We start from the raw sequence: 24,473 nt of genomic DNA, 5'->3' as shown, positions 1-24,473 counted from the left end.
ATACAGACTGTGTCCAAGTTAGTTGATTAAAGGCATGAATAGATGCCATATAGTATGTCCTAATATTATTTTGATGAAATCATATGTAAAGAGTTGACTATGTAAATATTTTTGTTATAATAAGTAATTGTTCCCCTGATATTTCGTGTACGAAATATTATATTCCAAAAGTAAAAGGGTGAAACAATGACTGATACGTATGAAGTATTCTATATTATCAATTCGTTCCGCCAAGTGAATCAAATGCTTTTTCGAGCATTTTGGAATGAAAACAAGGAGATCGAGCTGACTTCGATCCAGTTTATGGTGTTATCCATCCTGAGGGAGCGTCCTTCCATCGGCATCAATGAAGTGGCTGAGTTATGCCATATGGGCAGCAGTTCCATGAGCGCTGTTGTGGAGCGGCTGGTCAAGGGCGAGTATATCGTTCGGACACGTTCAGATGCTGACCGCCGATCCGTTAAACTTCAGATCACGGATAAGGGGGAGCAGGCCCAACAGGAAACGCATCATTTGTGGATGGAAAGAGTGTCACCCATTCTGGATATTTCGAAGGAAGACCTTGAGCACCTACTTAGAATTCATAGTCAAATGATTGAAAAGTTACAAGGAAGAGAGATGAACAACATATGAGTACGACTACTGCTGCAGCTCCATCCTCTGCGATGGACAACATCAAGAAAGGCCCAATTGTAGCGGCATTGTTAATTGGTGCCTTTGTGGCATTCCTGAACCAAACCCTGATGAACGTAGCGCTTCCTAAAATCATGGAAGACCTCGCTATCAACGCAAACAAAGCCCAATGGCTGACTACGGGTTATATGCTTGTCAACGGTGTACTGATTCCGGTTACGGCATATCTGATTGCGAAATTCTCAACACGTCAAATCTTTATAACAGCCATGACTCTCTTTACCATAGGTACGTTAGTCTGTGGTCTTAGTCCAACCTTCACCATTCTGATGGTAGGTCGTGTTATTCAAGCAGCAGGTGCAGGTATCCTGATGCCTCTCATGACCGTTGTATTCCTGACCATCTTCCCGATTGAGAAACGCGGTCAGGCCATGGGAACCATGGGGATCGCGATGATTCTGGCTCCTGCGATTGGGCCTACACTTTCAGGTTATGTGGTTGAGCATTATTCCTGGAGATTGTTGTTCTACATCATCTTGCCATTCTCTATTATTGCAACGGCAATCGGTATTGCTTTTGTCAAAAACGTAACACGTCAATCCAGACCTAAACTGGATTATCCAGGTGTTATTTTATCCACACTTGGTTTTGGTAGTTTGCTTTACGGATTCAGTGATGCGGGTACCGATGGATGGGGCAGTGCAATTGTCATTGGATGCCTTGTCGTAGGTGCGATATCCCTGATTCTGTTCGTGATTCGTCAACTGACAACAGATCATCCGCTTCTTGAGTTCCGTATTTTCAAGTACAACATGTATACATTAACGACGATTATCAATATGCTCGTGACAATGGCGATGTTTGCAGGTATGATCCTGCTTCCTATTTTCCTGCAAAATATTCGTAATTTCTCACCGATTGAATCAGGACTTCTGATGATGCCGGGTGCGATATTGATGGGGATTATGTCCCCAATTACAGGTCGCATATTTGATAAAGTGGGCGCACGCTGGCTTTCTGTTGCAGGTCTTGCCATTACGGCAATTACAACTTTTGGACTGAGTCGCTTGGCAATCGATACTACTTATGGCTACATGATGTTTATCTACACGGCTCGTATGTTCGGTATGTCGATGCTGATGATGCCGATCCAGACAGCAGGTCTGAATCAACTGCCTCAGCGTCTGAACGCGCATGGTACAGCGATGTCCAACACATTGCGTACTGTTGCTGGTGCGATCGGTACAGCCATTCTCGTGACCATCATGAGCAGCAAGCTCAAAACGCATCTGGCGGATGCAGTGGCTGCGGGTCAGGTTAATCCGAATGATAAGACAGCGATGTTAGCTGCTACGGCAGATGCAACGATTTACGGTGTAAACTATGCATTCATCGTGGCTACAGGAATGACCGTGGTTGCTTTGATCATGGCATTCTTTATCCGTAAAACGAAACCGGCGACTGAACCTGGTACTGTAGAACAGGAAAAAGTGACCGCGACAGCATAACGAATATAAGATAAATTACAAAAGAGAACTCTAGCAGTTGAAAGGGGTACCCCCTAACTGCCTGAGTTCTCTTTTTTTGTCTGAGCGCAATATGTGAAGAGTCGTCTTATTCGGGCTGAACCGATGGATCGAGAAGAAATACAGGATCGGGATCATGTCCGAACTGTTTGAGGTTGATGGTTCCGTTCAGTTGAAACTCTACACCCTCGCTAATCAGTTCTGTTTCCTGCATCATGCGCGAGTGTTCGTCCGGTATGGAGATTTCGCCTTTTGCGTTGACGACACGGTGCCAGGGCAGACGTTCCTTGCGGCTCATCGAGTGCAGAATACGTACGACTTGTCTCGCGGCTCTTGGACTTCCAGCGTGGGCTGCAATCTGACCGTAAGTCATCACTTTACCTTCGGGAATCGCCGCGATGATCGCAATGACTTGTTTGGTAAACGGGGTCATCAAAATGTCTCCTCTCTATAGCTTAGGTAGCTGAAAATATTAAAAAACGTGTCATTCAGATACAGGATCTGAACGACACGTTGTATGGACTGATGTAAACCTGATCCTATGCATTTATATAGGTTGTCCAAAAGCTTTTTGGTACACAGCAGCTGGCCATTCCGCCCAAGGAAATTCTCTTGCAGGCAAGGACTGCAAAATAACTTCTTCCTTCGTAACCGGATGGGGAAAAGCTGCAATTACAGACCATAGAGCAATCTGTTGCCCCGGTTTGTTCACGCTTACACCGTATTTCTGATCTCCGAAGAGGGGACAGCCGATTTCTTTCATTTGCACCCGAATTTGATGAGATCTGCCGGTGTGCAGTTCGATATGAACGAGGCTATATCGGTCTGTCTCCCCAATAACCCTGTAATCCAGAACGGCATCCTTACCCCCAGCCGTACCCTTAGGTACAACCGTAACGGTATTCGTGCGTGCATCTTTCAGCAGCGTGTGCTTTAACGTTCCCTGCTGTGCAGGCAACTTGCCATGAACAACAGCCGCATATATTTTACGGAAATGACGTCCCCTTACAGTCTCGGACAATCTCGAAGCTGCTTTGGATGTTTTGGCGAAGATCATTGCCCCTCCAACAGGACGGTCAAGTCGGTGCACTAACCCGAGATAGACATTGCCGGGTTTGTTATATCGCTCTTTCAGATCCTGCTTCAGCAATGTTAGCAAATCTTGATCGCCTGATGCATCTTCCTGAGTAGGTACATTGACAGGCTTCGTAATACCTAATAAATGGTTGTCTTCAAACAAAATCGGAATCGCATCGTGATCATGCCGATGTTCTGACATGATTAGGACTCCCAACGGCCCAGAATACCACAAGGCAGATCAAGACCACTGCGTGTGATCGGCAGACCAATTTCACCTGCAGTAATTTGACCACCGTACTGGGAAGACATCGTCATGGTCAGCATGTTGCGCAGAACCGTGGAGGAGATGCCCGTAGTGTAGGAGTTAACCAGCATGAATAATGGATTATCCGACAAGATCGTCATGCATGACTTCAGGAAAGGATAAAGGTTCTCTTCCAGCTTCCATGTCTCTCCATTCGGACCGCGGCCATAAGAAGGAGGGTCCATAATAATGGCGTCATAACGATTTCCGCGCCGTTGTTCCCGTTGTACGAATTTGAATACATCATCTGTAATAAAACGAACAGGGCGATCAGCCAGTCCGGATAATTGAACATTTTCCTTGGCCCATTGAACCATGCCTTTAGCTGCATCCACGTGTACTACAGAAGCGCCTGCATAAGCAGCAGCTACCGTAGCTCCGCCTGTATATGCAAACAGGTTCAGAACCGAAATTGGGCGACCTGCATTGGAGATTTTATCCATCATCCAGCTCCAGTTAGCTGCTTGTTCAGGGAACAGGCCGGTATGTTTGAAGCTGGTCGGTTTAATATGGAATTTCAGGTTTTCATATCCGATCGTCCAACGCTCGGGAATGGGCTTTTTCATATCCCAGTTACCGCCACCGGAGGAGCTACGATGGTAGTGACCATGTGCCTGACGCCATTCATTAGTCTCTTGCTCAAGGGGCCAGATGATCTGAGGATCGGGTCTGCGTAAAATGACATCTCCCCAACGCTCCAGTTTCTCGCCGCCTCCTGTATCGATTACTTCATAGTCTTTCCAATTCTTAGCTACGTACATAATAATATATCCATCCTTCAAAAGTCATTTGGATACTATTGTACAACAAAAAAGGGCTTGTACGCCAGTTGGGGGACGGGAGTATTGAAGGAACGGAGCCCATCTGGTCTGAAAAGGTGAAGATTTTTTGCTGTGTTGAAATCCGACGTTCACCATATACTGAAAAACAAAGATAACCAAAAAAATAATTTGACAATGATAATCATTATCACATATGATTTTGATAATTCAAATCCATTCTTTCTTCCGAGAGAATATTAATATGATCAAACTAAAGTGAGGGAAAAATAGATGGCTAAATTGTTAGTGGCTTATGCGAGTATGACGGGAAATACAGAAGAAATTGCAGAACTGATTGTGGAAGGTATTACGCAGGGAGGCCACGAGGCAGACCTGAAATCCGTAACGGATTGTAATGCAGCTGATGTATTGGACTATGACGGATTCATGATTGGCGTCTACACTTGGGGAGACGGGGAGTTGCCAGATGAATTCCTGGATTTCTATGAGGAGCTGGATGAGCTTGATCTGAGTGGAAAGAGAGCTGCGGTGTTCGGTAGTGGTGACACCTCGTATGAGCAGTTCTGCGGAGCAGTTGATCTCGCGGCTGCCAAGCTGCAAGAGCGTGGGGCGGAGGTATCTCCAGAGATGTTAAAGATTGAATACAGTCCGCTTGAGCAGGAGAAGGATACATGCCGTGACTTTGGCAAACGCTTCGCTGCTGCCGGATTACAGGTGTCCTAAAGGTCATGTTAAGACATAATGTTCAGGCAGCGATGCCGGTCGGAAGGAATGATCTTCCTGGACGTCTGCTTGAAGATTACAGATTGGAAGAGATGCTGCGCAGCCCACACCGATTCATCCGCCCTGAGCCGGTGTCTGAGCAACGTTCTCCTCTGCAATGGAGGCACCGTGTACAATATGCGGTCAGCCATGCAGTCAATGCCTTTTACAGTCTCGACCCCGATGTTCGCAAAGAGGTACCTATACAGTATTTACTTGAGAAGTGGTGGCCCAAGAAGACAACTGGTTTCGAATCTGTCCTTCATTACTGGGATGTAAAGAACAAGATTACGGATGAATTGTCGCTCGCCATTGCAATGAACGATGATCTGAAGCATCCAACCATTCTTTTTGAACAGTGGAGAACGGAGTTGCCTTCATTATCCATGCATTTATCGATGATATTTCAGGCGGCCTGGCAACCAGAAGGCTGGGATTCGCTGCTTGTTCAGAAATATATGGTTGTCCATGATCCGAATGTGGTTGAGGCATTTCAGCATATGGTCAGTGCTTTCTGCTGGGAAGCCTTCGGTAAATTACCGGCTATGATCGAAGTTTATTGTTTGCTGGAAGGACGCAAAATCAGATACATCCCTGGACGCCAATCGCTGGTCCGTTCCATGGATTATATTCGCTTGATCCGTGATAGTATGCCGCAAGCAGAAGTGGTGGAGTCAGAGCGGTTTACAACCCGTGATAAAGCACGGATACACGAAGAGGTAGATCGCTGGAGAACAGAAGCTGCCGAACCGAAGAAAACATGGTTGATGTGAAGGTGGTTGAAGGATAACCTAATATCATGCAGATAGAGGAGGGGATATTGCCATGTCTACCGGTCTAAGTCAGGATATAAGCAGCGGCAAGAGACGTATAGGAACTTGCGAATTCAGTCCGTTGCCCGTACCACAGTCGGTTATACGAAAGCTGCTTGATGAAGCAGATCCTTCATTATATGTAATGAGTTCAGAACCCTGGCGGTTTATGTTGTTCGCAGGTGAAGGACGTCAGCTTTATCTGGAAGCGGTCAGACAGAGCTATCCACCCCATCTGGCCGATCGCTACGGCGACTGGGCTACATATCAATACACGGAAGCGATCCCTGCCCATCTGGTTGTCGTGGCGCCTACCAATGCCCGTGAGGATGATCTTCTACCCGCTAAAGCCTGGAGCAAACGCTTTAGTATTCTGGCTGCGGAACAGGGTTTGAACGCCGTCTGGAAAATCAATGATTATCAACAGCATCCTGTATTTATGAATCTGATGGGCTTGACTAATGAAGAGAAGGTGCTCGGGGTATTTCATATCGGTTACGGAGACCAGCCTGCAATACGGGATATGGATGCAAGCAGACCAGCCTCTGAACTGATGACGGTCTATGACCATTTGGTATAAAAATGATTCGTTAGTTCTCTTATTTGCTGGTGTTTGCTAGAAAATCACGCACGAGCTGACGATTCGTCTGATCTTTGTTGCAGGCCGAGAACAATCGACTCGATACCGTAATGGTATTGCCAAAAAAGAATCGTTCGAACTGGGTCTGTCTGCCCCCGAATGATCCCGCCCCGAGTTCCCAAATCAGGCGGAACAGCGCGTTGCGTTCGTGAGAAGCCATATCGCTTCCTTTAAGATATATATTGAGTGAAGGAGCGATATTGGATTGAAACTCTTCTTCTTGAGGCACCATAATCACCCCGCTTGATCCCAAGAGTTGCAATATTTCAATCATTTCAGGATAGAGTTTCGGAAAAAGGAGATTAGCTGCCATCAATGGTTTGGGTGCAGGTAATACAAATCCCCGTCCATCGGTGATGGCACCTGCTTCCGCGGCCAAGGCCAACGCTTTTAACGATTCAAGACCCGCGAGTACACGTGCTGTTTTTTCTATAACATGTGCTTCCGTATTCAGATCCAGGGTATCCGTGAGAAGCTGGAGTGTACCGAGAACAAATTCCGTCTTTGCAATATAACGACATAACACCTGATGACCGGCGTGAATATGAAAATGACTGCCACTGAAGAGACGGGAGGACATCTCCTCACTTCCTGCAAAAAATATTCGTTCATGCGGAACAAGTACTCGATCAAAGATGACGATATTGTCCATTTCTTCATATCTGGAACTCAGGGGATAGTTGGCGTGAGACTCGGCTGCATAGGTATCCCTGCAAACCAGACTGATTCCTGGCAGATCATTCGGGACAGCAAAGGAAAATGCAAATGGATTCTCATCATCAAATGGAGCAGGAGAAGGTGAAGGGTAGACAAAAATCTCATCCGAAGTTGCAGCCTGTGTTGCCATCATGAATGCACCGCTAATTATGAGGCCCTCCTCGGTGCGATCTACGACCTTTGCGGCAATAGCATCCTCAGTAGCGTCCATTTGACCCGATATTTTGCTGGCATGTGGCTGAATGAAAGCATGGGATAATGTGATATCATGGTCACGGCAGTACGCATAATAATTCTTGAGATTTTCTGCATATTGGGGAGACAATTCGTTCAGGAGATCCGCACCTGTGTAAAAGGCCATAATGGCTGTATTCATGTAATCCGGTGAGCGACCAAGAAAACCATGATGCACATTCGCCCAGATATTCATCCCCTCCCGGCGTTTACGGAGGTCGTCGGCACTGGTTGGAGGCAGGAAGGATATGCCCACAGGTTTGCCATCAGCAGGGGAGGCATACGTCATCGTTTCCGCAAATTGAGGATCAGATTGCAGATCATACATGTACTTCTGAGTCTCCATCAAACCGGAGAATGCAACATGTTCCGAGCGTTTTCCAGTAACAAGCTTACCTTTGTACCAGCAGGGGACGGACTGGGCATTAATTCGTTCCAGATACTGTGTGCCACTTTTAACAGGCATTGTTTTTCACCTCTTGGTTCTAATCGTTCATAGGCAGACTAACTTCTTACGTAGTGTACGTAGGTAATCTGTCCAATGTGCATTTAAGAGGTGAGCAGGATTTTTGCAGATTAGGGCTTGATAATAATTATCATTCTTGTTACAATAGACAAAGAAAAAAGGAACCGGTAAGGGCTCCTTTAAGTGGATCATATGCAATTTCTTATTTCACTTCGAAAGTTTTGCAGTCTGTTTCAGCAGACTGACGAACTTCATCTTTGGAAGTGTGGCTCACGATGTAGATCGAAGAAGCGTTACATTTGTTTTCTTGAGCCCAGTGACGACAGGAATTAACTTCACACAATACGTCTTTTGCCATGATTGTTAACCTCACTTTGATTGGATTACATTCGTTGGTACAAAGAATCCGGATATAGCAAGTTGCCGCTTGCGAATCTGGAAAATTTTGTTGCTCTCATGAAATTTAGAGGGCTTTTTTTGCGTTATACACAACGATGCATACTTAGAATAGCAAATTTTCTTGATGCTTGCAACCAAATGCCCCCCTTCTATGGCAAAATAGTGGACGTGCTGTGGTTTACTTTGCAATAAGGCAGCAATGTGCTATTATTTAATAGTAATAATTACGATTAAAATTAAAACCGTAAATCAAGGAGCATGTGTATACATGAGCAAAATAAATCATATGAATCGGATTCCCCGCGCGAAAGGGATCGATATGGCGGCTTTTTACACACCGAAAGAGTGTAGGCGCAAAGCCCAGCATATTGTATTTTCCGCTGAAAATGAACGGATCATTAATGAATTTATCACCATTCTGGGCATGAAAGAGAAGTTCAGAGAGCATGATGTATCAATCCCCAACAAAATGGTCATGTTTGGGCCTCCGGGCACGGGAAAAACATTAACGGCATCTCATCTGGCTGAGCGCCTTGATTTACCGTTGGTTCTCGTGAGATTAGATGCAATCATTCATAGCCATCTTGGGGAGACAGGGAGTAACGTACGGAAGTTATTCGAATATGCACGAATGAATCCCTGTGTGTTATTTCTGGATGAATTTGATGCCATAGGCCGTACACGTGAGAGCAATGATGAAGTGAAAGAGATGGCTCGTGTCGTCAATACGTTGTTGCAATGTCTGGACGAATTCGATGGGGACAGTATTCTTGTCGCTGCGACGAATCTGGAAACCCAACTGGATCACGCCATATGGCGGCGTTTTGATACCAAGATGACCTATGGTATGCCTGATGATACAAGTCGCAGATTGTATATCAGCAAGTTGGTGGGGGCCTTTGAACAGGAGAGCCGGCTTGAAGATTACATATGTGAACGCTTGGCAGGGTGCAGTTATGCGGATGTAGAGCAGATTGTTCTGAAAGCAAAGCGGAAGGCGATTATTGCCAGCAGTGCACTTCATAAGCAATTGGTCTCGGATGCTTACGATGAATACAGGCCACGTGTATTAGAGTGTTGAGTGCTTACTTTTTGGATAAATAAAGGAACAACGATGAATTAGCCCAGTCTCCTGAATGGAGTCCTGGGCTAATTGGCATGATAGCGTGGTGCGTTATACTTTAACGGCTGCTCCGTAAGCCTTTTCTGTAGTGATAGCTTCTTGCGTTGCAGTCCAGCGTGGCAGGCTTAATCTGAACATGCTCCCATCCGGACTGCTGGAGACAAGCGTCAGTTCACCGCCCTGTTCCTGAGCGAGTAAGCGACTATAAGTTAATCCTAGACCCAGACCACGGTTACGGCGTTTCTTGAGTTCTCCACGATAGAACCGTTCGAAGATTTTGGGTTGATCTTCTGCCGGGATGCCTGTGCCGTTGTCCTTGACGTCAACGTACAGCATCTGTTCTTCTGCACGTAGATAAATATCGAAGACAGCCTTTTGTTCAGGAGCTGTGGCATGAAGTGCATTATTAAGCAAATTGACAATGATCTGCTGAATGCGGAGAGCATCTCCCATCGTAAAGAACGTAACTGGAGGGGAGTGCAGCTGAACCTCTGGCATTTTATCCTCGTACGCAATCTTCCACTGATAGATGATCTCACCGACCAATAGCTTCAGATCCGTTCGTTCCTTGCGAACAGCAACACTTCCTGCAGCCATTGCGTTATAGTCAAGCAGATCTGCCACCATCCGCTCCATACGTTCGGATTCCTTCAAAGCGATATCCAAAAATTCTTTTCCTTCCTGTGGACTCACGACATCGTCACGTACTGCCATAACGAGCCCCTTGATAGAAGTTACCGGTGTCTTGAGTTCATGGCTTACCCCTGCCAGCGAAATTGTGCGCCATTCTTCGAGTTGTTGCAAACGAGTGGCCATATCGCGGAATGAATTGACAAGTTCGTTGATCTCACGCTCTCGTGTATTCAAATCAAGACTTACATCATAATTACCACCTCGAATCTGCTCAGCGGCATAGGCAACCTGACGAATAGGTCTGGATAACTTACTGGACAGGAGATAGATCGTAAACCATCCGCAGAGGATGAGTCCTCCGAGGATTAGAGCAACGAGCCATATGGTCTCTGGACCAAATGTAATGGATTGTTTCGACTGCATGACCCACACTTTACCCACGGTTTGATCACCTTCGGATATGTTGACCGTTACCCCTGCATATTTGTTATTGCGAGGTTCACGATAGTCATCTGACAGTCGATAATGCACATCTTTTTGCTCCATTTTAGGCTGGGAAAAAATCAATTGATTATTGTTGTCCAAGATCATGACACAAAAATAATGATCTGTATTGAATAGTTTCTCTCGCTTGGTTACCATTCTGTCCAGATCGGGTGGGACCCGAAGCACATTATTTTCACTGGTCACTCGATCTGCAATCTCCAGTCCAAGCAGCTCTGCGGTTTTGAGGCTTTTCTCAATAGAGGTTGTTCGAATCCAGTAGAGCGCCCCTGCGACAATAATGGTGAAACCAATACATAAAATGAGAAAATATCGTAGTGTCCAGTGTGACAGAATGGATATCGATCGTTTGGGTTTCTTCTGTTTCAGTTGGCGATCCAAAATTGATACCCCATTCCTCGCAACGTCCGAATTTCTCCTGTTTCGGGCAACCAGTGGGAGAGTGCTTGACGTAGTCGTTTAATCGATAGATCCACAGCACGGTCACTGCCGTCATAATCCATTCCCCATACCTGTTCAATAAGATGATCCCTGGTAAATGTACGATTGGGATAATCGGATAGGAATAGCAGTAACGACAGGTCACGAGGTGTGAGTGCAACCTCTGCACCGTTCAGCAGCACCTGCTTGGCAGCAAGATCAATGACTAGATTACCAAAGGAACGCTTCTCTTCACCACCTGAGGTCCAATGTGGATTACGGCGAAGCACAGCGTTAACTCTGGCGACCACTTCTTCCGGCACAAAAGGTTTGCTCATATAATCGTCAGCACCGGCATTCAAGCCGTTGAGACGGTCTGAAATGTCATCCAGTGCGGTTAGCATGATCACGGGACAAGCACTTTTTTCACGAATAATCCGCAGCAGATCCCATCCGTCCATTCCTGGCAGCATTACATCGAGTAATACAAGGGAAGGCGTTACGGAATCAAAAAGGGTAAGTGCAGTCGGTCCATCTGCTGCATGATGAACTTCAAATTCTGCTTTTCTCAGATAAGCAGCCAGTACGCGTGCAATAGCTTGCTCATCTTCGACGATGAGTATGGATTTCAAGAAAAGCGGTCTCCTTTCATTTCATAAGCTTGTACTGATTTTACATGAGCAAGAGCATAAAGCCAATCCTGTATTACGGATTACAAAAAAATGCGGGACTTGTCTTTTCTTGACTTCTTCCTGACACATTCGACTGGTAATATCCATATCAACAAGCAACCTAAACAATAATATACTGGAGGAAACATACAGATGAACAAGAAAGCAAAAGCATGGCTTATTACAGGTGTGGCGGCGGTTGCCGTAATCGGTGGCGGTGGTTACTATCTCACTAATAGTTACTTGGGGAACAACGTTGAGATCGAACAGGTCCTGCCTGCAAGCACAGCGACTTCCACAACAGCAGTTGATAGCACAGGAGCGGTTGTTGCTAATGAAACAGCGGCAGCAGAGCAGTTGAATGGAGACTGGAGCATTAGTGAAGGGTCAAAAGTATACTTCTCCGTAACCACTTCACAGGAGACCGTTAACTTTGTGGACGAGCAGGTAACAGGCAATTGGACAATTAATGTAGACGATGCTGCTCAGATGAAAGCAGAAGGACAGATCGAGATGGACGGGATTGATTCCGGAAATGGACAACGGGACGGTCACGTGAAGCAAGCCGATTTCTTCGATATTGCTACGTATCCACAAGCAACATTTACAGCGACTTCATTTGAAGGTGTACCTGCAGAATGGCCTGTCGGTCAAACGGTTGATATCAAAATGAATGGTACCATTACGGTTAAAGGTATCGAAAAAGAAGTGACTTTTGATGCAAAAGCCGCCTATGAGAATAACGAAGTGTTGTTGTCGGCAACATCCATGGTAACGTTCGAAGATTTCGGAATGGAAAATCCGCACTCCGTGGTGCTCTCGACTGAAAATGATATCCAAGTACAACTTGAATTGAAACTTTCCAAATAAGTGTAACAATGATCATATACCTAAAAATCTGTTCTGTTCTGCCTTAGGGTGGACGGACAGATTTTTTGCTTTCTCTTGCAAAATAGTGTGATGGATATAGCTTAAATGTAACTTTTACAGGATCATATTGTTAAAATAACTGCTGTTTCCTTTGGATAATGCCGTGTCGCCTATAGCTATTAAGCGCTTACAATGAGGAAGATTCAATACATTCATTGATCCATGCACAATCAAACACAAAAAGGGGGAGATCAAGAGTGAACAAAAGGTACATAAGCGGGTGTCTGGTATTACTGATGCTATTCTGTGATCTGGGGTTGATGATTCGTCCAGCTGCTGCAGAAGATGCGAAAGTGAACGTGGCACTTAACAAGGTGGTTACGGTAAGTGAGGAAGATCTATTGTATGGGGGGCAAAAAGAAAAGGCGGTGGATGGTGATGTAAATACTCATTGGAGTGCGAGCTCACCTTCTTCTGAGAGCAATCCTCATTGGTTGACCATAGACCTAGGTGCGCCATATGATCTTTCCGGAGCGGAATTGACCTGGAAGGACAAAGACCAAGTTGTAAAATATTTGATTGAAGTATCTGTTGATGGAAGTAACTGGTCAACTTCAGTGGACAAAACGACTAACGAAATAAAACAGAGTGTTGCCAGTGAAGAATTCCAGATCAGTACACCTGTCCAGTATGTGAAGGTCACGATTCCATACTATGCGGGAACAAATTGGTGGCCCGGAATATCCGAGCTTAAGGTTTGGGGGGAAGAGGAAGCTACTGATCCGGCAAACATTACCGGATACAATGCCGTTCAGGTCAAAACAATGGCTGGGGTTGCTCCTGTTCTGCCGACAAAAGTGACAGCACAGTATCTGAACGGAAAGTCGGGTTCGGTTCCAGTAGCATGGGATAGTATCGACCCTTTGAAGTATGCATCCTCTGATACTTTTACCGTGACAGGTGCAATATATGGAGCCCCTGTTCAACCGGAGGCCACTGTAACCGTTGGAGGATACCGGACGGATTACGTAAGAGGAGTGGATATTTCCACGTTAACCGCCATTGAGGCTAATGGAGGGAAGTATCTGGATAGTAATGGCACTGAAAGGGACTTGCTTGATATCCTGAAGGATCGTGGTGTCAATTACGTGCGCCTTCGTCTATGGAATGATCCGCAGAAATCCGGTGGCTATAACGATAAGAAAGATGTAATTGAGCTAGCCGCACGGGTGAAAGCAAAAGGTATGAAAGTACTGCTTGATTTCCATTATTCTGACGAGTGGGCACACCCGGGCCAGCAACTTCGTCCTAAAGCTTGGGAAAGTTATACTTTCGACCAGTTGAAACAAGCTGTATATGATTATACGTATGAAGTTGTAAGTGAGATGAAAGCCGAAGACGCTATGCCTGATATGGTACAGATCGGTAACGAGATTAACAGTGGTGTACTGAATGGATTCAACAGCAGGGTAAACCCTCAGGAAAATTATGAATTGTTACAACGAGGTGTTGATGCTGTGCGTGCCCTCCAAGAAGAGGACCAGCATGTTCAGATTATGATCCATCTGGCTGAGGGTGGTAAAGCACAAATGTTTAAGGATTACTTTAGTGAACTAGAGAGTCGTGGGCTTGATTATGATATCATCGGACTTTCCTATTATCCGTTCTGGCATGGGACATTTGCCGATGTGCAAAAGACGATGAATGAAGTATCTGAAAAGTTCGAAAAAGACGTGATTATTGCCGAGACTTCCTATCCATTTTCCTATAAAAATGGGGATGCTCATGGCAATATCATTGGATCGGATGAAGCGCTACATGTTGGGGGAGCAACATTCCCTGCAACAGTTCAAGGTCAATATGATGCAATCGCTGGCATAATGGATATGATTGCTGACGTACCTGCGAACCGTGGAGCCGGGTTCTTCTATTGGGAGCCTGCATGGATAGCGGCGAATGTGGGCTGGATTGCTTCCGAAGGCGATGCTTGGGAGAATCATGCGATGTTCGATTATGATGAATTTCCTGGGAATGGTGGATACTCCTACGAAGGACGTGCCTTGCCATCACTGGATGTTTACAAGCGGGGGCTAGAAAATGTACCTGCGGATCGTCAGCATTTAGCGGCTGCAATTACACGTGCCGAAGGTTTGGTAGCTCCGGATTTTGAAGAAACGAGCTGGAACTCACTTGCTCCTGCGATTAAGGCAGCACAGGATGTGTACAACCAAGCGTATACATCAACTGGAGTGACGCAATCGGACACCAATTATGCAACAGCTGCGCTTGAACAAGTTATGTTGCAAATGAACGTGGTTCCTGCGAAGAGGGATTCCCTCCAATCTAAGCTGACTGATGCTCAGACTTACAAGGAGTCGGATTGGTCAGCCTTAACTTGGGATATTTTTGCCAAGGCTCTTGCTAATGCAGATAAGGTTATGACAGATCCTAGAGCAACCCAGACTGAAGTGAATGCTGCAGAGAAACGGTTGCAGGATGCGATAAACGGATTATCCGATGTAGATAAAACAAAATTGGCTCTGCTTATTGGTGAGACGCAACAGCAAAATGAATCTTCATATACTCATCGTAGCTGGCAAACACTAATGGATGCATTAGAGCATGCTATCACAGTGAGAGATAATCAAAATGCAGTACAAGCTGAGGTAAATCAAACGCATGAAGTACTGCAACAAGCGAATCAGAGTCTCGTTCAGTTGCAAGCATTAACTACAGGTAAGACGGCGACGGCTTCAACAAGTGCAGGTACAGGGGACAATCAACCCAACTCCCCAGAAGGTGCAATTGACAGCAATCCCAATAGTTCATGGGGAACAGACCAGAGTAAAGGTAGCTGGTGGCAAGTGGATTTGGGACAAGTCGCAAACCTGCGCAAGATCGAAATGTCGATGTGGAGTGGCGGAATCAAATATACGATTGAAGTGTCTAATGATAACAAAAATTTTGTGAAAGTGGTCGATACCACGAGCGACGTTGTCGTTTCAACAGCGCCAAGACACGTGTTCTCGAACAATACAGAAGCGCGTTATATTCTTGTAACGATTACAGAAGGTCCAGAATGGGTAGGGTTTATGGATTTTGAAGCATACGGTACGTTCCCGGCGGACAAATCTGCACTGCAAGCTACTGTAGATGCCGCTGAGAAATTAAAGCAAACCGAATACACGACTGCAAGCTGGAATGTATTCAGTAAGGCGCTCTCTGAAGCGAAGGCATTCATTCTGGATGTTGAATCTTCAACGCAAGATGTAAGTGAGGCGGATCGTGCGTTGCAAGATGCTGTGAGTAAGCTTGTACGTCAAGATGTAACACCTGGCCCTGGGCAGCCATCCCAACCAAGTGAACCATCACAACCTTCCAGCCCGGGAACAGCTCCAACGCCGGGGAATCCGGCTGTAACCCCGTCTGTTGATTCGGGTGCTGCACCAGCGAAGGGTTCAATCACGGTAAAAGGAACAGCAACTGGGGATGACAAGTATTCGATTCGTCCAGATGCATCTCAATTAAATCAGGCACTGCAATCCATGGAGGCAGGAAATCGTACGTTGAAGCTGATTGCAGATGTGCCTGACACAGCCAAGACAGTCACATTCCAGTTGGCTGCAAGTCAACTGGCAGCATGGATTCGTTCAGAGGAAGTGCAATCTTTGGATGTAGTCGTAGGATCGACTACCGTTCGTGTTCCTCTAAATTCACTCCCGCTAACTATTGCGGAGAATGCTGGAACGTTCGACATCGTAGTGGCAAAAGGATCGACAGATACGCTGACTACATTGCAAAAAGCAGCAATCGGCAATCATGCGATTGTCGATGTGAATTTGTTAATGAATAATAAGCCTTTGCAATGGACAAACAGGAAGGTTGAAGTTGCTCTATCCAATGTAGAGCAGTCTAAGAAGAATGATGTAGTTATGGTCGTGCATTCTGTATCTCCAAGTGGGGAGATGAGACCTGTTACGTATTCCAAGTACGATGACAAGACGAAGACAATGGTATTCAAACCTCTGGAATCCGGCAGTTATGTCATTGCAGAAGTTGAAGTACCATTACATGATCTGCAAAATCACAATTGGGCGATCCAAGAGGTGCAGAACCTCTACGGTAAGGGAATTATTACGGGGATGAGCGCAACTCGTTTTGCCCCACAAGGTGAACTGACCAGAGCACAATTTTTGCAAATGGTTATTAAAGGTATTGGTGATACACGTCAGCTCGATCCATCTATCGCATTCCCAACAGATGTGAAGGAAGGGCAGTGGTATGCCGATTCAGTACGACTCGGAATTGAAATGAACATTATTCAAGGCCGAGCAGATGGAAGCTTTGGAGCCAATGAACGTATTTCACGAGAAGATATGGCTATTATGCTGAATCGAGCGCTGCAGGTTCTGCAACGTGATCAGGATGCGAACAATGCTACACAAGGAAATACGGTGTTTGTAGACAACGCCGAGATCGCGGGATATGCTAAAGAGGCTGTAGCCTCGATGCAACAACTTGGACTGCTAAATGGCATGCCTGATGGCACGTTTGCTCCGAAAGAAACAGCGAACCGTGCACAGGGTGCTGTTGCAGTCGCCAGACTGATGGAACAACTGTATTAGAGGTAGTTCAAAAAGCCCGCTTTTGATTATGAAGGGTGATGCTTGATGGCATTATCAACACTCATGAATAGAAAATAACGAAGTATCTAAAGAGATCGGATCATAGGATTCGGTCTCTTTATTTTTTTGTGAAAAGAGATTATATAAGTTTAACTATTGATTTACACGATAACGGAGAGGACAGAAAAAACTGAAAAAGCGAAGCGTTCGCCTTTATCACCGGATTTTCCCTTTAGAAAAGGGAATCGAAAAAATCTGGGGATAACAGCGATTAGAAGGTTATTCTGTCATCGGAGTGTCAGTGTAAATAATCTTTAGTTCAACTTATATAGAACGGACCCGCTTTCTTTAAATAGGCATCTAAACATTTTGTTAATGTCGTATTGACAATATCAAATTAATTTGTTATCATTTCGATAATATCAAAACGACAATATTAAGAAATGGGGAATGAGCCATGTTTGGATTCCGATTTGCGAAATTTCAACCCAGTGAGTATGTCATGAAAGTGAAAAATGGTGAGGTACAACGTCAAGGTGTCGGATTGTCTTTCTATTATTATGAGCCGACCACATCGGTAGTGGTTCTACCCGTGTCCTCGGTGGATGTACCATTCATGTTCGAAGAGATTACAGCGGACTATCAGACGGTTACTGTGCAAGGACAGCTAAGCTATCGCATAGTGGATTATTTGAAAATAACCCAGAGTCTGAATTACACGTACAATTTGCGCAAAAATCGGTATATCTCCGACGACCCCGGCAAGCTGGACCAACGGGTGATCACCACAGCGAAAGTACTAACCAAGAAACATCTGGAGCAAATGCCGCTGAAAGAAGCCATTCAATCCAGTGAACGGCTGGCAAGCAGCATGAAACGTGAAGTTGTGCAAAGTGAAGAGTTGGAGAAACTGGGCGTTGAGCTGATGAGTCTATCCATCCTGGCCATTCTGCCTAATAAAGAGACGATGCGTGCATTGGAAGCCCAAGCGCGGGAAGAGATTTTACGTCAGGCAGATGAAGCGCTCTATGTGCGTCGTAATGCATCTATTGAACAGGAAAGACGAGTGAAAGAGAACGAACTGAACACCGAAATTGCCGTAGAGACAAAGAAACAGCAAATTCGCGAGACCCAATTGCAGGCTGAGCGCTCGGTGAAACAGAAACAAAACGAGATGGAGCAGGAGCAGCTTCAATTCAATACAGCGATGGAGGAACGTAAGCAACAACTGATTGAGTTAACCATTGCCAATCACAATGCGGAAGCGGATGCCAAAGCGTATGAGATTGCTGCCGTGATGAATTCGTTGCAAAATGTACAGCCAAATGTACTGCAAGCGATGGCGAACATGGGTATGAATTCCGATAAGCTGATCGCACTCGCGTTCCAGGAACTGGCTGAAAATGCAGGCAAGATCGGACAGCTTAATATCTCGCCGGATCTGTTGCAGGGATTAATGTCTCCCGCGCCGGGCAGAGATCAGGGAGGTCGAGCGAGATGAGATTAGGAAGAAGAGAGCAAGCAGAGCAGGCAGGGAAATCTGTACGTCAGCAGCCTGCGGCAGATGATCGAATGAGCGAACATAAACTGATTCTGGTGAAGCGCCGGACCAGACTGGAAGAGCTGGTGGTTCGATATAACACGGTGCAGCAAGCTCAGTTCTATATTGAACGTCTGGGCGCAGACTTCAGTGATTATATGGAAGAAGACCGTCGTTATCGGCTATCTGTGCAGCAGGCACAGCAGCAACTGGGACAATTGGGTCGTGTACAGACCATTGATCGGGAACATGTGCCCAATTTTATCTTTGGAGAGCAGGATATCGTGGTTGTGGTGGGACAGGATGGGCTTGTAGCTAATACCCTCAAGTATGTAACTGAGCAACCGCTCATTGGTGTGAATCCGGACCCGATGCGTTGGGATGGGGTATTATTACCTTTTACCGTGGAGGATCTGAGCTTCATTGTCCCTGATGTCATTCGAAAGCAACGAACATTGAAAGAAGTCACTCTCGCCAAAGTGGAACTCAATGATGGACAGTATCTATATGGTGTGAATGATCTGTTCATTGGCCGGAAGACACATGTATCGGCACGTTATGAAGTGCGTTTGGGTTCATCCGCAGAACAACAATCCTCCAGTGGTATCATTGTATCCACAGGCATGGGATCAACAGGCTGGTTCAAAAGTGTGCTGGCCGGAGCCACCGGAATTGTAGGGTCAGCGGCATGGCAGAACATGAATTCTGAAGCTGAGGTTGCTACAGCATCGGCATCCATTCATGGAAGCAGGAGGGAACTGAATCATTTTAACTGGGATGCGCCGTACTTATATTTTTCAGTACGTGAACCGTTTCCGAGCCGGACGACAGCTGCCAATCTAGTGTTTGGACAGATTCATTCAAAGCAACCATTGCACATTGTATCCCAGATGCCAGAGGATGGTGTTATATTCAGCGATGGGGTTGAGCAGGACTTTCTTGAGTTTAACTCAGGGGTGGAAGCTATTATTGGGTTGGCAGAGAAGAGGGGGCGTCTCGTAGTCTGACCCTTTATTTCCAAGCCGTTTCCGACTAGAATGGGTAACTAGATGTGATACACTGACGTCAGGAAACGGAAAGAGGGTTAACGATGCAGTCGATATTGTTGGTTGAAGATGATGCCAAGCTAGCAGGATTGCTGGCGGCTTATCTGACCCGAAATGGATTCCAGGTACAGGTCACCGATGATTTTCGTCATGTACTGGATGAATTTGTGGAAGTGAAGCCGGACCTTGTGCTGATGGATGTGAATTTGCCTCAATATGATGGATACTATTGGTGCAGGCAGATACGCACACATTCCATATGTCCCATTTTATTCATATCGGCTCGTGATAGTGGTATGGATCAGATTATGGCGTTGGAACATGGAGCGGATGATTATATTACGAAACCTTTTCAATATGAAGTCGTTCTTGCCAAAGTCCGTAGTCAGCTGCGCAGAGCCTATGGTTCTTATGCTGCTGTGCAGCAGGAAGTGAAGGTGAAGAACGGTCCCATGATCCTTTATCCTGAGCGATTCGTATTGGAATATGATCAACGTTCTACAGAGCTAACACAAAAGGAAGCCATATTGGTGGAAGCACTAATGGCGAAGGCAGGGCGGGTTGTGAGTCGGGAAAAATTGCTTGAACAGATGTGGGAAGATCAGCATTTTATTGATGACAATACGTTGAATGTATATATTACACGTGTTCGCCGGAAGTTGAAGGAGCTGGGTGCAGAAGAGATTTTGGAGACGGTTCGCGGAGCGGGTTATCGTGTGTTGGATCTGGGTTCATCCGATCAGGGGAAAGGGATATGAGACTTTTTCTGAAAGACCACCAGATGTTAGTTGGATTTTATGTGCTGCAGATGCTGCTGGTTCCGTGTGTGTATTGGCTTTCTGGTGAGGGCCGTCCGATGAAAATTGTCCTCTATGGCATGCTGATTAGTACCGTGGTGCTGATGGTCTATCTGGTCATACGTTACTTCCAGTTGCGAGCGTATTATCGTCTACTTCAACAACCACGTAAACGGGTAAACGAGCCTTTCCAAACACTTGGAAATTCGGTCGTGGCGGAAGCCATCCAGGAATTGTTACATGAATTGGAGCGTAATCGACAGAATGAGATGGGTCAATTACGTACTAGCAAGGAACAGCAGGTGGTATTCATGAATCGCTGGGTTCATCAGAAGAAGACACCGTTGTCCATCATTCAACTGACCTTGGAGGATGTGGACGATGAGACGGCTGGCAGTATTCAGGATGAGCTGGATAAGCTGCGCAAAGGACTTGAAATGGTCTTGCATTCATCACGGCTTGAACAGTTCGAAGGGGATTTTCGTGTGGAGCTGTTGTCTTTGCAAGGAGTACTTCGGAGCAGTATAGCCGAGAACCGACGTTTATTTATTCGCAGAGGTATTACACCGGATATCCGTATGGAGGGCGACCTTCAGATCTACAGTGATTCCAAGTGGCTACGGTTCATGTTCACCCAGGTTTTAACCAATGCCGTGAACTATTCCGATAGCAAATCAGGCAAAAAAGTCATTATTACTGGCTATAAGCAGGAAGATCGTACAATCCTGGACATTCAGGATGAGGGAATCGGTATCTCGTCCGAGGATATTCATCGCGTGTTCAATCCCTATTTTACAGGCGAACGGGGCAGACAATACCACGAATCTACGGGAATGGGGTTATATCTAGTCCGTGAGATCAGTGCCCGCCTGGATAACCGTGTCGAGTTGTTTTCGGAGCCGAATGAGGGAACGTTGGTCAGATTCAGCTGGGTTCATACGAAATATCCGAAGTAAAGAGCGCTTTGCCCATGGGTGAGGTGCTTTTTTTAATGCACAGAAGTGTGATCGAGAAGGCAGGGGAACAGAACCTTAAACGCGTTGTAAGAGAAGTTTAAGGTAATTCGATAGCACCGTTACAGGAGGTCAGTTAGGATAAGAATAGAAATAAACGTATATAGAATGATGGATCAGGAGGGAATTACGCATGGAAATGTTACAGGTATCGGCACTCAATAAAGTGTATCAGGGCAAAGTGCAAACCCAAGCCCTTAGTGATATTCATCTGACAATCAAGCAAGGTGAGTTTGTGGGTATTATGGGTCCGTCGGGCAGCGGCAAAACCACGTTGTTAAACATGGTCTCGACCATTGATGAACCAAGCTCGGGCAAGGTGCTGATTAATGGCATGAATCCGTTTGATATGAAAAAGAAAGAACTTGCCATGTTCCGACGTCGGGAACTCGGATTTGTCTTTCAGGATTTCAATCTGTTGGACACACTGACGGTTGCTGAGAATATTGTGCTTCCATTGACACTGGACAAGGTCAAACTGAAGGAGATGGAGAGCAGACTACAACGAATTACAGCCAAGCTCGGGATTGATCACATTCTGGATAAACGAGTCTACGAAATCTCGGGCGGACAGCGACAGCGCACAGCCATTGCGAGATCCATGATCAATATGCCTTCGATTGTATTGGCGGATGAACCCACCGGCGCCCTGGATTCTACGTCATCTCAGGCGGTCATGGAGTCGCTTGAACAGATGAACCAGCAGGAGAAAACGACCATTATGCTGGTTACACACGATCCCCTTGCTGCAAGTTATTGCAACCGAATCGTGTTCATCAAGGATGGAAAACTGGCAGCCGAAGTGCACCGCGGAGATAATCGACAGACGTTCTTCCAGCGGATCATCGACACCTTATCTTTCTGGGGAGGGAATTCACATGAGCTTTCCTCAGTTCGCGTTTAACAATATTCGTCGAAATGGGCGAGCGTATATTGCTTTTTTTCTAAGTAGTGTGTTTATGGTCATGATTTTCTTCGCCTATGCGGTGTTTATCTATCATCCGTATGTGAAAGAGTTGCCGATGGGTGACACAACTGCTACGGGGATGCAGGTGGCTTCGATTATCGTGTATGTGTTTGCATTTTTCTTTGTTATGTATTCCATCAGTGCTTTTCTCAAATCACGGAACAAGGAGTTTGGCATTCTGACCATACTCGGTGCAGAGCCCGCACAGATTCGGAGATTGGTCATTTTGGAAAACATGTTGATCGGCTGCTTGTCCATTATTGCCGGTATAGGCGGAGGCATGTTGTTGTCCAAGTTGTTCCTGATGTTAACCACTCGTTTTATCGGGATGGATGACCTGCCCTTTTATTTTCCGATTAAAGCAATTCTGATTACGGTAGCAGCCTTTCTGTTATTATTCTTCTGTATTTCGCTCTTCACACTGCTCTTTATCGGGAACAAACGGACGTTAGAGTTATTGACGGGTACGAGCAAACCTAAAAAAGAGCCCAAAGCTTCGTGGTTCTTCTCACTTCTGGGATTGGCATTACTTACAGTCGGCTTTGTGGTACTGCGCAGTGAGTTGAATGGCGGAACGATCTTGCTCGCAGCAGTGACAGGCATAGCGGGAACGTATTTTTTCTATTCACAGCTTTCCGTGCTCATCATCCGTTTATTGAAGCGTAATCGTAAAACGGTATGGCATGGTACACGTCTCTTATGGATGTCAGAGATGAGTTACAAAATGAAGGATAATGCTCGCATGCTCTTTATGGTGACCGTGGTGATTGCGATTGCTTCAATGAGTGCGGTGGTGATTTTGTCACTGGATCAGGAGAACCGGGAGCAGTTTACCAATAATGATTTTGCAGTCCAATACAATGTATACACACCTTCGGATCAATTGGATATGAGCGCCGTTGATTCGAGATTTGAAGCCGCAGGCTTGGATTATCAGCAAGTGTATCTGGAGCACTTCTGGTCTGATGCGGATCAGAGTGCTGTCTCGGTCATGCCGCTTAGTCATTACAACCGATTCAATACAATCCTGGGAAAAAAGACATTCCAATTGGATTCAGACGCAGCATTGTTCGTAGATTCGCGTAATGAGAAGGATCAGGATCAGATTGATCGCAACAGGTTTCGCAATTATGCGGAAGGAGACACCTTGACCCTGAATCTGGAAGCTGGCTCAATGCAAGCAACAGTTACAGCTACGGATGTTGAGACACGGTTTGCAACCTTGATCTATTCAACTGCTGTGGTTGTCCTCCCGGATAAGAAGTTTGAAGAGATCACACAACCGATCCAAGGAAACAGGTTATCTGGCAAGGTTCTGTATCAGATTCCTGCCTGGGGTCATGCTGTACCTGACCGGCACTCCTCGGAAGCCATGGTTAGCGATCAGATTCTGTCTTCCGCAGATACTATTCAAAGCGATAATGCTTCGGATGATAATTACTCCGGATATCTAAGCACTCGATATGGAGATTTTGAGAGATACAGACAGGATACAGCACTCTTTACCTTCCTAGGCATATTTATCGGATTGATCTTCTCGATCTCGTCCGCAAGCTTTCTATATTTCAGACTGCATACCGATCTTGAAGCAGATGGGAAAATGGTGCACTCTCTTTCGAAAATGGGTCTCAGTTTTCAGGAGATGAAACGATCATCTACCGTTCAGATTGCCATTTTGTTCTTCTTACCGATCGGTGTTGCCATCATTGAAACTTTGGTAGTGGTTAAGCCATTCCTGACTGAATTCGGTATTACCAATTATACGGTTCCGGTGTTGACTGTATTTGGTGCGTTTCTCCTTGCACAGACGTTTTATTTCTTTGTTATCCGTTCCAGATATATATCTTCTCTTCGCAAAATGATGGTTTAGTCATCCAGGAAACAAATGATCATATTTAACCGTTCATGA

General features: G+C 45.7%; 21 protein-coding genes. 14 read left to right on the top strand and 7 right to left on the bottom strand.

The features are described 5' to 3' along the window. Window positions 1-186: 186 nt before the first annotated feature. The gene (locus PAHA3_RS13000) at window positions 187-633 is read left to right on the top strand and encodes a MarR family winged helix-turn-helix transcriptional regulator (protein ID WP_062835118.1); all 447 of its coding nucleotides are present in this window, start codon (window positions 187-189) and stop codon (window positions 631-633) included. Next, window positions 630-2,141: a DHA2 family efflux MFS transporter permease subunit gene (locus PAHA3_RS12995; RefSeq protein WP_062835117.1), complete on the top strand. Its 1,512-nt coding sequence runs from the start codon at window positions 630-632 to the stop codon at window positions 2,139-2,141. The genes PAHA3_RS13000 and PAHA3_RS12995 overlap by 4 nt, the downstream gene beginning before the upstream one ends. Window positions 2,142-2,247: 106 nt before the next feature. Here PAHA3_RS12995 and PAHA3_RS12990 read toward each other — a convergent pair whose 3' ends face one another. From PAHA3_RS12990 to PAHA3_RS12980, 3 genes are all read right to left on the bottom strand, one after another. Further along, window positions 2,248-2,592, bottom strand: coding sequence for an MGMT family protein (locus tag PAHA3_RS12990; RefSeq protein WP_062835116.1), 345 nt, complete (start codon window positions 2,590-2,592; stop codon window positions 2,248-2,250). Window positions 2,593-2,706: 114 nt separating this feature from the next. Then, the gene (locus PAHA3_RS12985) at window positions 2,707-3,438 is read right to left on the bottom strand and encodes an RluA family pseudouridine synthase (RefSeq protein WP_062835115.1); all 732 of its coding nucleotides are present in this window, start codon (window positions 3,436-3,438) and stop codon (window positions 2,707-2,709) included. 2 nt (window positions 3,439-3,440) lie between these two features. Further along, window positions 3,441-4,304: a class I SAM-dependent methyltransferase gene (locus PAHA3_RS12980; RefSeq protein ID WP_062835114.1), complete on the bottom strand. Its 864-nt coding sequence runs from the start codon at window positions 4,302-4,304 to the stop codon at window positions 3,441-3,443. 291 nt (window positions 4,305-4,595) lie between these two features. On the opposite strand from PAHA3_RS12980, the gene PAHA3_RS12975 reads away from it, so the two are divergent. The 3 genes from PAHA3_RS12975 to PAHA3_RS12965 are packed head-to-tail and all read left to right on the top strand — an operon-like array spanning window position 4,596 to window position 6,479. Then, window positions 4,596-5,048: a flavodoxin gene (locus tag PAHA3_RS12975; RefSeq protein ID WP_062835113.1), complete on the top strand. Its 453-nt coding sequence runs from the start codon at window positions 4,596-4,598 to the stop codon at window positions 5,046-5,048. A gap of 5 nt (window positions 5,049-5,053) precedes the next feature. Continuing rightward, on the top strand, window positions 5,054-5,860 hold the full coding sequence (locus PAHA3_RS12970) for a hypothetical protein (protein WP_062835112.1): 807 nt from the start codon (window positions 5,054-5,056) through the stop codon (window positions 5,858-5,860). A 52-nt stretch (window positions 5,861-5,912) separates the two neighbouring features. Further along, window positions 5,913-6,479: a nitroreductase family protein gene (locus PAHA3_RS12965; protein WP_062835111.1), complete on the top strand. Its 567-nt coding sequence runs from the start codon at window positions 5,913-5,915 to the stop codon at window positions 6,477-6,479. Window positions 6,480-6,498: 19 nt separating this feature from the next. Here PAHA3_RS12965 and PAHA3_RS12960 read toward each other — a convergent pair whose 3' ends face one another. Together PAHA3_RS12960 and PAHA3_RS29855 are read right to left on the bottom strand one after the other, a co-directional pair. After that, window positions 6,499-7,956 (bottom strand): 4-hydroxyphenylacetate 3-hydroxylase N-terminal domain-containing protein, encoded by a 1,458-nt coding sequence (locus PAHA3_RS12960; RefSeq protein ID WP_062835110.1) that lies wholly within the window; start codon window positions 7,954-7,956, stop codon window positions 6,499-6,501. 202 nt (window positions 7,957-8,158) lie between these two features. Beyond that, a complete protein-coding gene (locus PAHA3_RS29855; RefSeq protein ID WP_076331448.1) occupies window positions 8,159-8,314 on the bottom strand; it encodes a DUF1540 domain-containing protein in 156 nt (51 codons plus the stop codon). Window positions 8,315-8,623: 309 nt separating this feature from the next. Between PAHA3_RS29855 and PAHA3_RS12955 the strand changes: the two genes are divergently transcribed. Further along, entirely contained in the window at window positions 8,624-9,436 is an 813-nt protein-coding gene (locus PAHA3_RS12955) for an AAA family ATPase (RefSeq protein WP_062835109.1), read from the top strand. 93 nt (window positions 9,437-9,529) lie between these two features. On the opposite strand, the gene PAHA3_RS12950 is transcribed toward PAHA3_RS12955, so the two are convergent. Then, window positions 9,530-10,996 carry a HAMP domain-containing sensor histidine kinase gene (locus tag PAHA3_RS12950; protein ID WP_062835108.1) on the bottom strand — a complete coding sequence of 489 codons (1,467 nt, stop codon included), beginning with the start codon at window positions 10,994-10,996 and terminating at the stop codon, window positions 9,530-9,532. Beyond that, window positions 10,981-11,667, bottom strand: a complete 687-nt coding sequence (locus tag PAHA3_RS12945) for a response regulator transcription factor (RefSeq protein ID WP_062835107.1) — start codon at window positions 11,665-11,667, stop codon at window positions 10,981-10,983. The genes PAHA3_RS12950 and PAHA3_RS12945 overlap by 16 nt, the downstream gene beginning before the upstream one ends. A 192-nt stretch (window positions 11,668-11,859) precedes the next feature. Here PAHA3_RS12945 and PAHA3_RS12940 point away from each other — a divergent pair, with 192 nt between their 5' ends. The 8 genes from PAHA3_RS12940 to PAHA3_RS12905 all read left to right on the top strand — a co-directional run bounded on the left by PAHA3_RS12940 (window position 11,860) and on the right by PAHA3_RS12905 (window position 24,434). Next, window positions 11,860-12,576, top strand: coding sequence for a YceI family protein (locus tag PAHA3_RS12940; RefSeq protein WP_062835106.1), 717 nt, complete (start codon window positions 11,860-11,862; stop codon window positions 12,574-12,576). Window positions 12,577-12,833: 257 nt separating this feature from the next. After that, the gene (locus PAHA3_RS12935) at window positions 12,834-17,201 is read left to right on the top strand and encodes a glycosyl hydrolase 53 family protein (protein ID WP_062835105.1); all 4,368 of its coding nucleotides are present in this window, start codon (window positions 12,834-12,836) and stop codon (window positions 17,199-17,201) included. A 457-nt stretch (window positions 17,202-17,658) separates the two neighbouring features. Further along, a complete protein-coding gene (locus PAHA3_RS12930; RefSeq protein ID WP_062835104.1) occupies window positions 17,659-18,702 on the top strand; it encodes an SPFH domain-containing protein in 1,044 nt (347 codons plus the stop codon). A 71-nt stretch (window positions 18,703-18,773) separates the two neighbouring features. Next, window positions 18,774-19,748, top strand: coding sequence for a hypothetical protein (locus tag PAHA3_RS12925; protein WP_062836094.1), 975 nt, complete (start codon window positions 18,774-18,776; stop codon window positions 19,746-19,748). A gap of 83 nt (window positions 19,749-19,831) precedes the next feature. Beyond that, complete coding sequence (locus PAHA3_RS12920) at window positions 19,832-20,545, top strand: response regulator transcription factor (RefSeq protein ID WP_062835103.1); 714 nt, start codon at window positions 19,832-19,834, stop codon at window positions 20,543-20,545. Then, entirely contained in the window at window positions 20,542-21,540 is a 999-nt protein-coding gene (locus tag PAHA3_RS12915) for a sensor histidine kinase (RefSeq protein WP_062835102.1), read from the top strand. The genes PAHA3_RS12920 and PAHA3_RS12915 overlap by 4 nt, the downstream gene beginning before the upstream one ends. Window positions 21,541-21,730: 190 nt before the next feature. Further along, window positions 21,731-22,501 (top strand): ABC transporter ATP-binding protein, encoded by a 771-nt coding sequence (locus PAHA3_RS12910; protein WP_062835101.1) that lies wholly within the window; start codon window positions 21,731-21,733, stop codon window positions 22,499-22,501. Continuing rightward, window positions 22,476-24,434: an ABC transporter permease gene (locus PAHA3_RS12905; protein WP_062835100.1), complete on the top strand. Its 1,959-nt coding sequence runs from the start codon at window positions 22,476-22,478 to the stop codon at window positions 24,432-24,434. The genes PAHA3_RS12910 and PAHA3_RS12905 overlap by 26 nt, the downstream gene beginning before the upstream one ends. Window positions 24,435-24,473: the final 39 nt, after the last annotated feature.

It is taken from the genome of Paenibacillus amylolyticus, assembly GCF_001570725.1.
GTDB classification, from domain to species: domain Bacteria; phylum Bacillota; class Bacilli; order Paenibacillales; family Paenibacillaceae; genus Paenibacillus; species Paenibacillus amylolyticus_A.
Note: the sequence above shows the minus strand (reverse complement) of the source record. Positions and strands in the feature narration are given on the sequence as shown.

Bases quoted from the DNA above. Each gene is read 5' to 3' on its own strand.
- PAHA3_RS12980 (WP_062835114.1), bottom strand. From the start codon at position 4,304: ATGTACGTAGCTAAGAATTGGAAAGACTATGAAGTAATCGATACAGGA.
- PAHA3_RS12925 (WP_062836094.1), top strand. From the start codon at position 18,774: ATGAGCGAACATAAACTGATTCTGGTGAAGCGCCGGACCAGACTGGAA.
- PAHA3_RS12905 (WP_062835100.1), top strand. From the start codon at position 22,476: ATGAGCTTTCCTCAGTTCGCGTTTAACAATATTCGTCGAAATGGGCGA.
- PAHA3_RS12985 (WP_062835115.1), bottom strand. From the start codon at position 3,438: ATGTCAGAACATCGGCATGATCACGATGCGATTCCGATTTTGTTTGAA.
- PAHA3_RS12960 (WP_062835110.1), bottom strand. From the start codon at position 7,956: ATGCCTGTTAAAAGTGGCACACAGTATCTGGAACGAATTAATGCCCAG.
- PAHA3_RS12995 (WP_062835117.1), top strand. From the start codon at position 630: ATGAGTACGACTACTGCTGCAGCTCCATCCTCTGCGATGGACAACATC.
- PAHA3_RS12990 (WP_062835116.1), bottom strand. From the start codon at position 2,592: ATGACCCCGTTTACCAAACAAGTCATTGCGATCATCGCGGCGATTCCC.
- PAHA3_RS12970 (WP_062835112.1), top strand. From the start codon at position 5,054: ATGTTAAGACATAATGTTCAGGCAGCGATGCCGGTCGGAAGGAATGAT.
- PAHA3_RS12955 (WP_062835109.1), top strand. From the start codon at position 8,624: ATGAGCAAAATAAATCATATGAATCGGATTCCCCGCGCGAAAGGGATC.
- PAHA3_RS12920 (WP_062835103.1), top strand. From the start codon at position 19,832: ATGCAGTCGATATTGTTGGTTGAAGATGATGCCAAGCTAGCAGGATTG.
- PAHA3_RS12915 (WP_062835102.1), top strand. From the start codon at position 20,542: ATGAGACTTTTTCTGAAAGACCACCAGATGTTAGTTGGATTTTATGTG.
- PAHA3_RS12965 (WP_062835111.1), top strand. From the start codon at position 5,913: ATGTCTACCGGTCTAAGTCAGGATATAAGCAGCGGCAAGAGACGTATA.
- PAHA3_RS12910 (WP_062835101.1), top strand. From the start codon at position 21,731: ATGGAAATGTTACAGGTATCGGCACTCAATAAAGTGTATCAGGGCAAA.
- PAHA3_RS29855 (WP_076331448.1), bottom strand. From the start codon at position 8,314: ATGGCAAAAGACGTATTGTGTGAAGTTAATTCCTGTCGTCACTGGGCT.
- PAHA3_RS12930 (WP_062835104.1), top strand. From the start codon at position 17,659: ATGTTTGGATTCCGATTTGCGAAATTTCAACCCAGTGAGTATGTCATG.
- PAHA3_RS13000 (WP_062835118.1), top strand. From the start codon at position 187: ATGACTGATACGTATGAAGTATTCTATATTATCAATTCGTTCCGCCAA.
- PAHA3_RS12975 (WP_062835113.1), top strand. From the start codon at position 4,596: ATGGCTAAATTGTTAGTGGCTTATGCGAGTATGACGGGAAATACAGAA.
- PAHA3_RS12940 (WP_062835106.1), top strand. From the start codon at position 11,860: ATGAACAAGAAAGCAAAAGCATGGCTTATTACAGGTGTGGCGGCGGTT.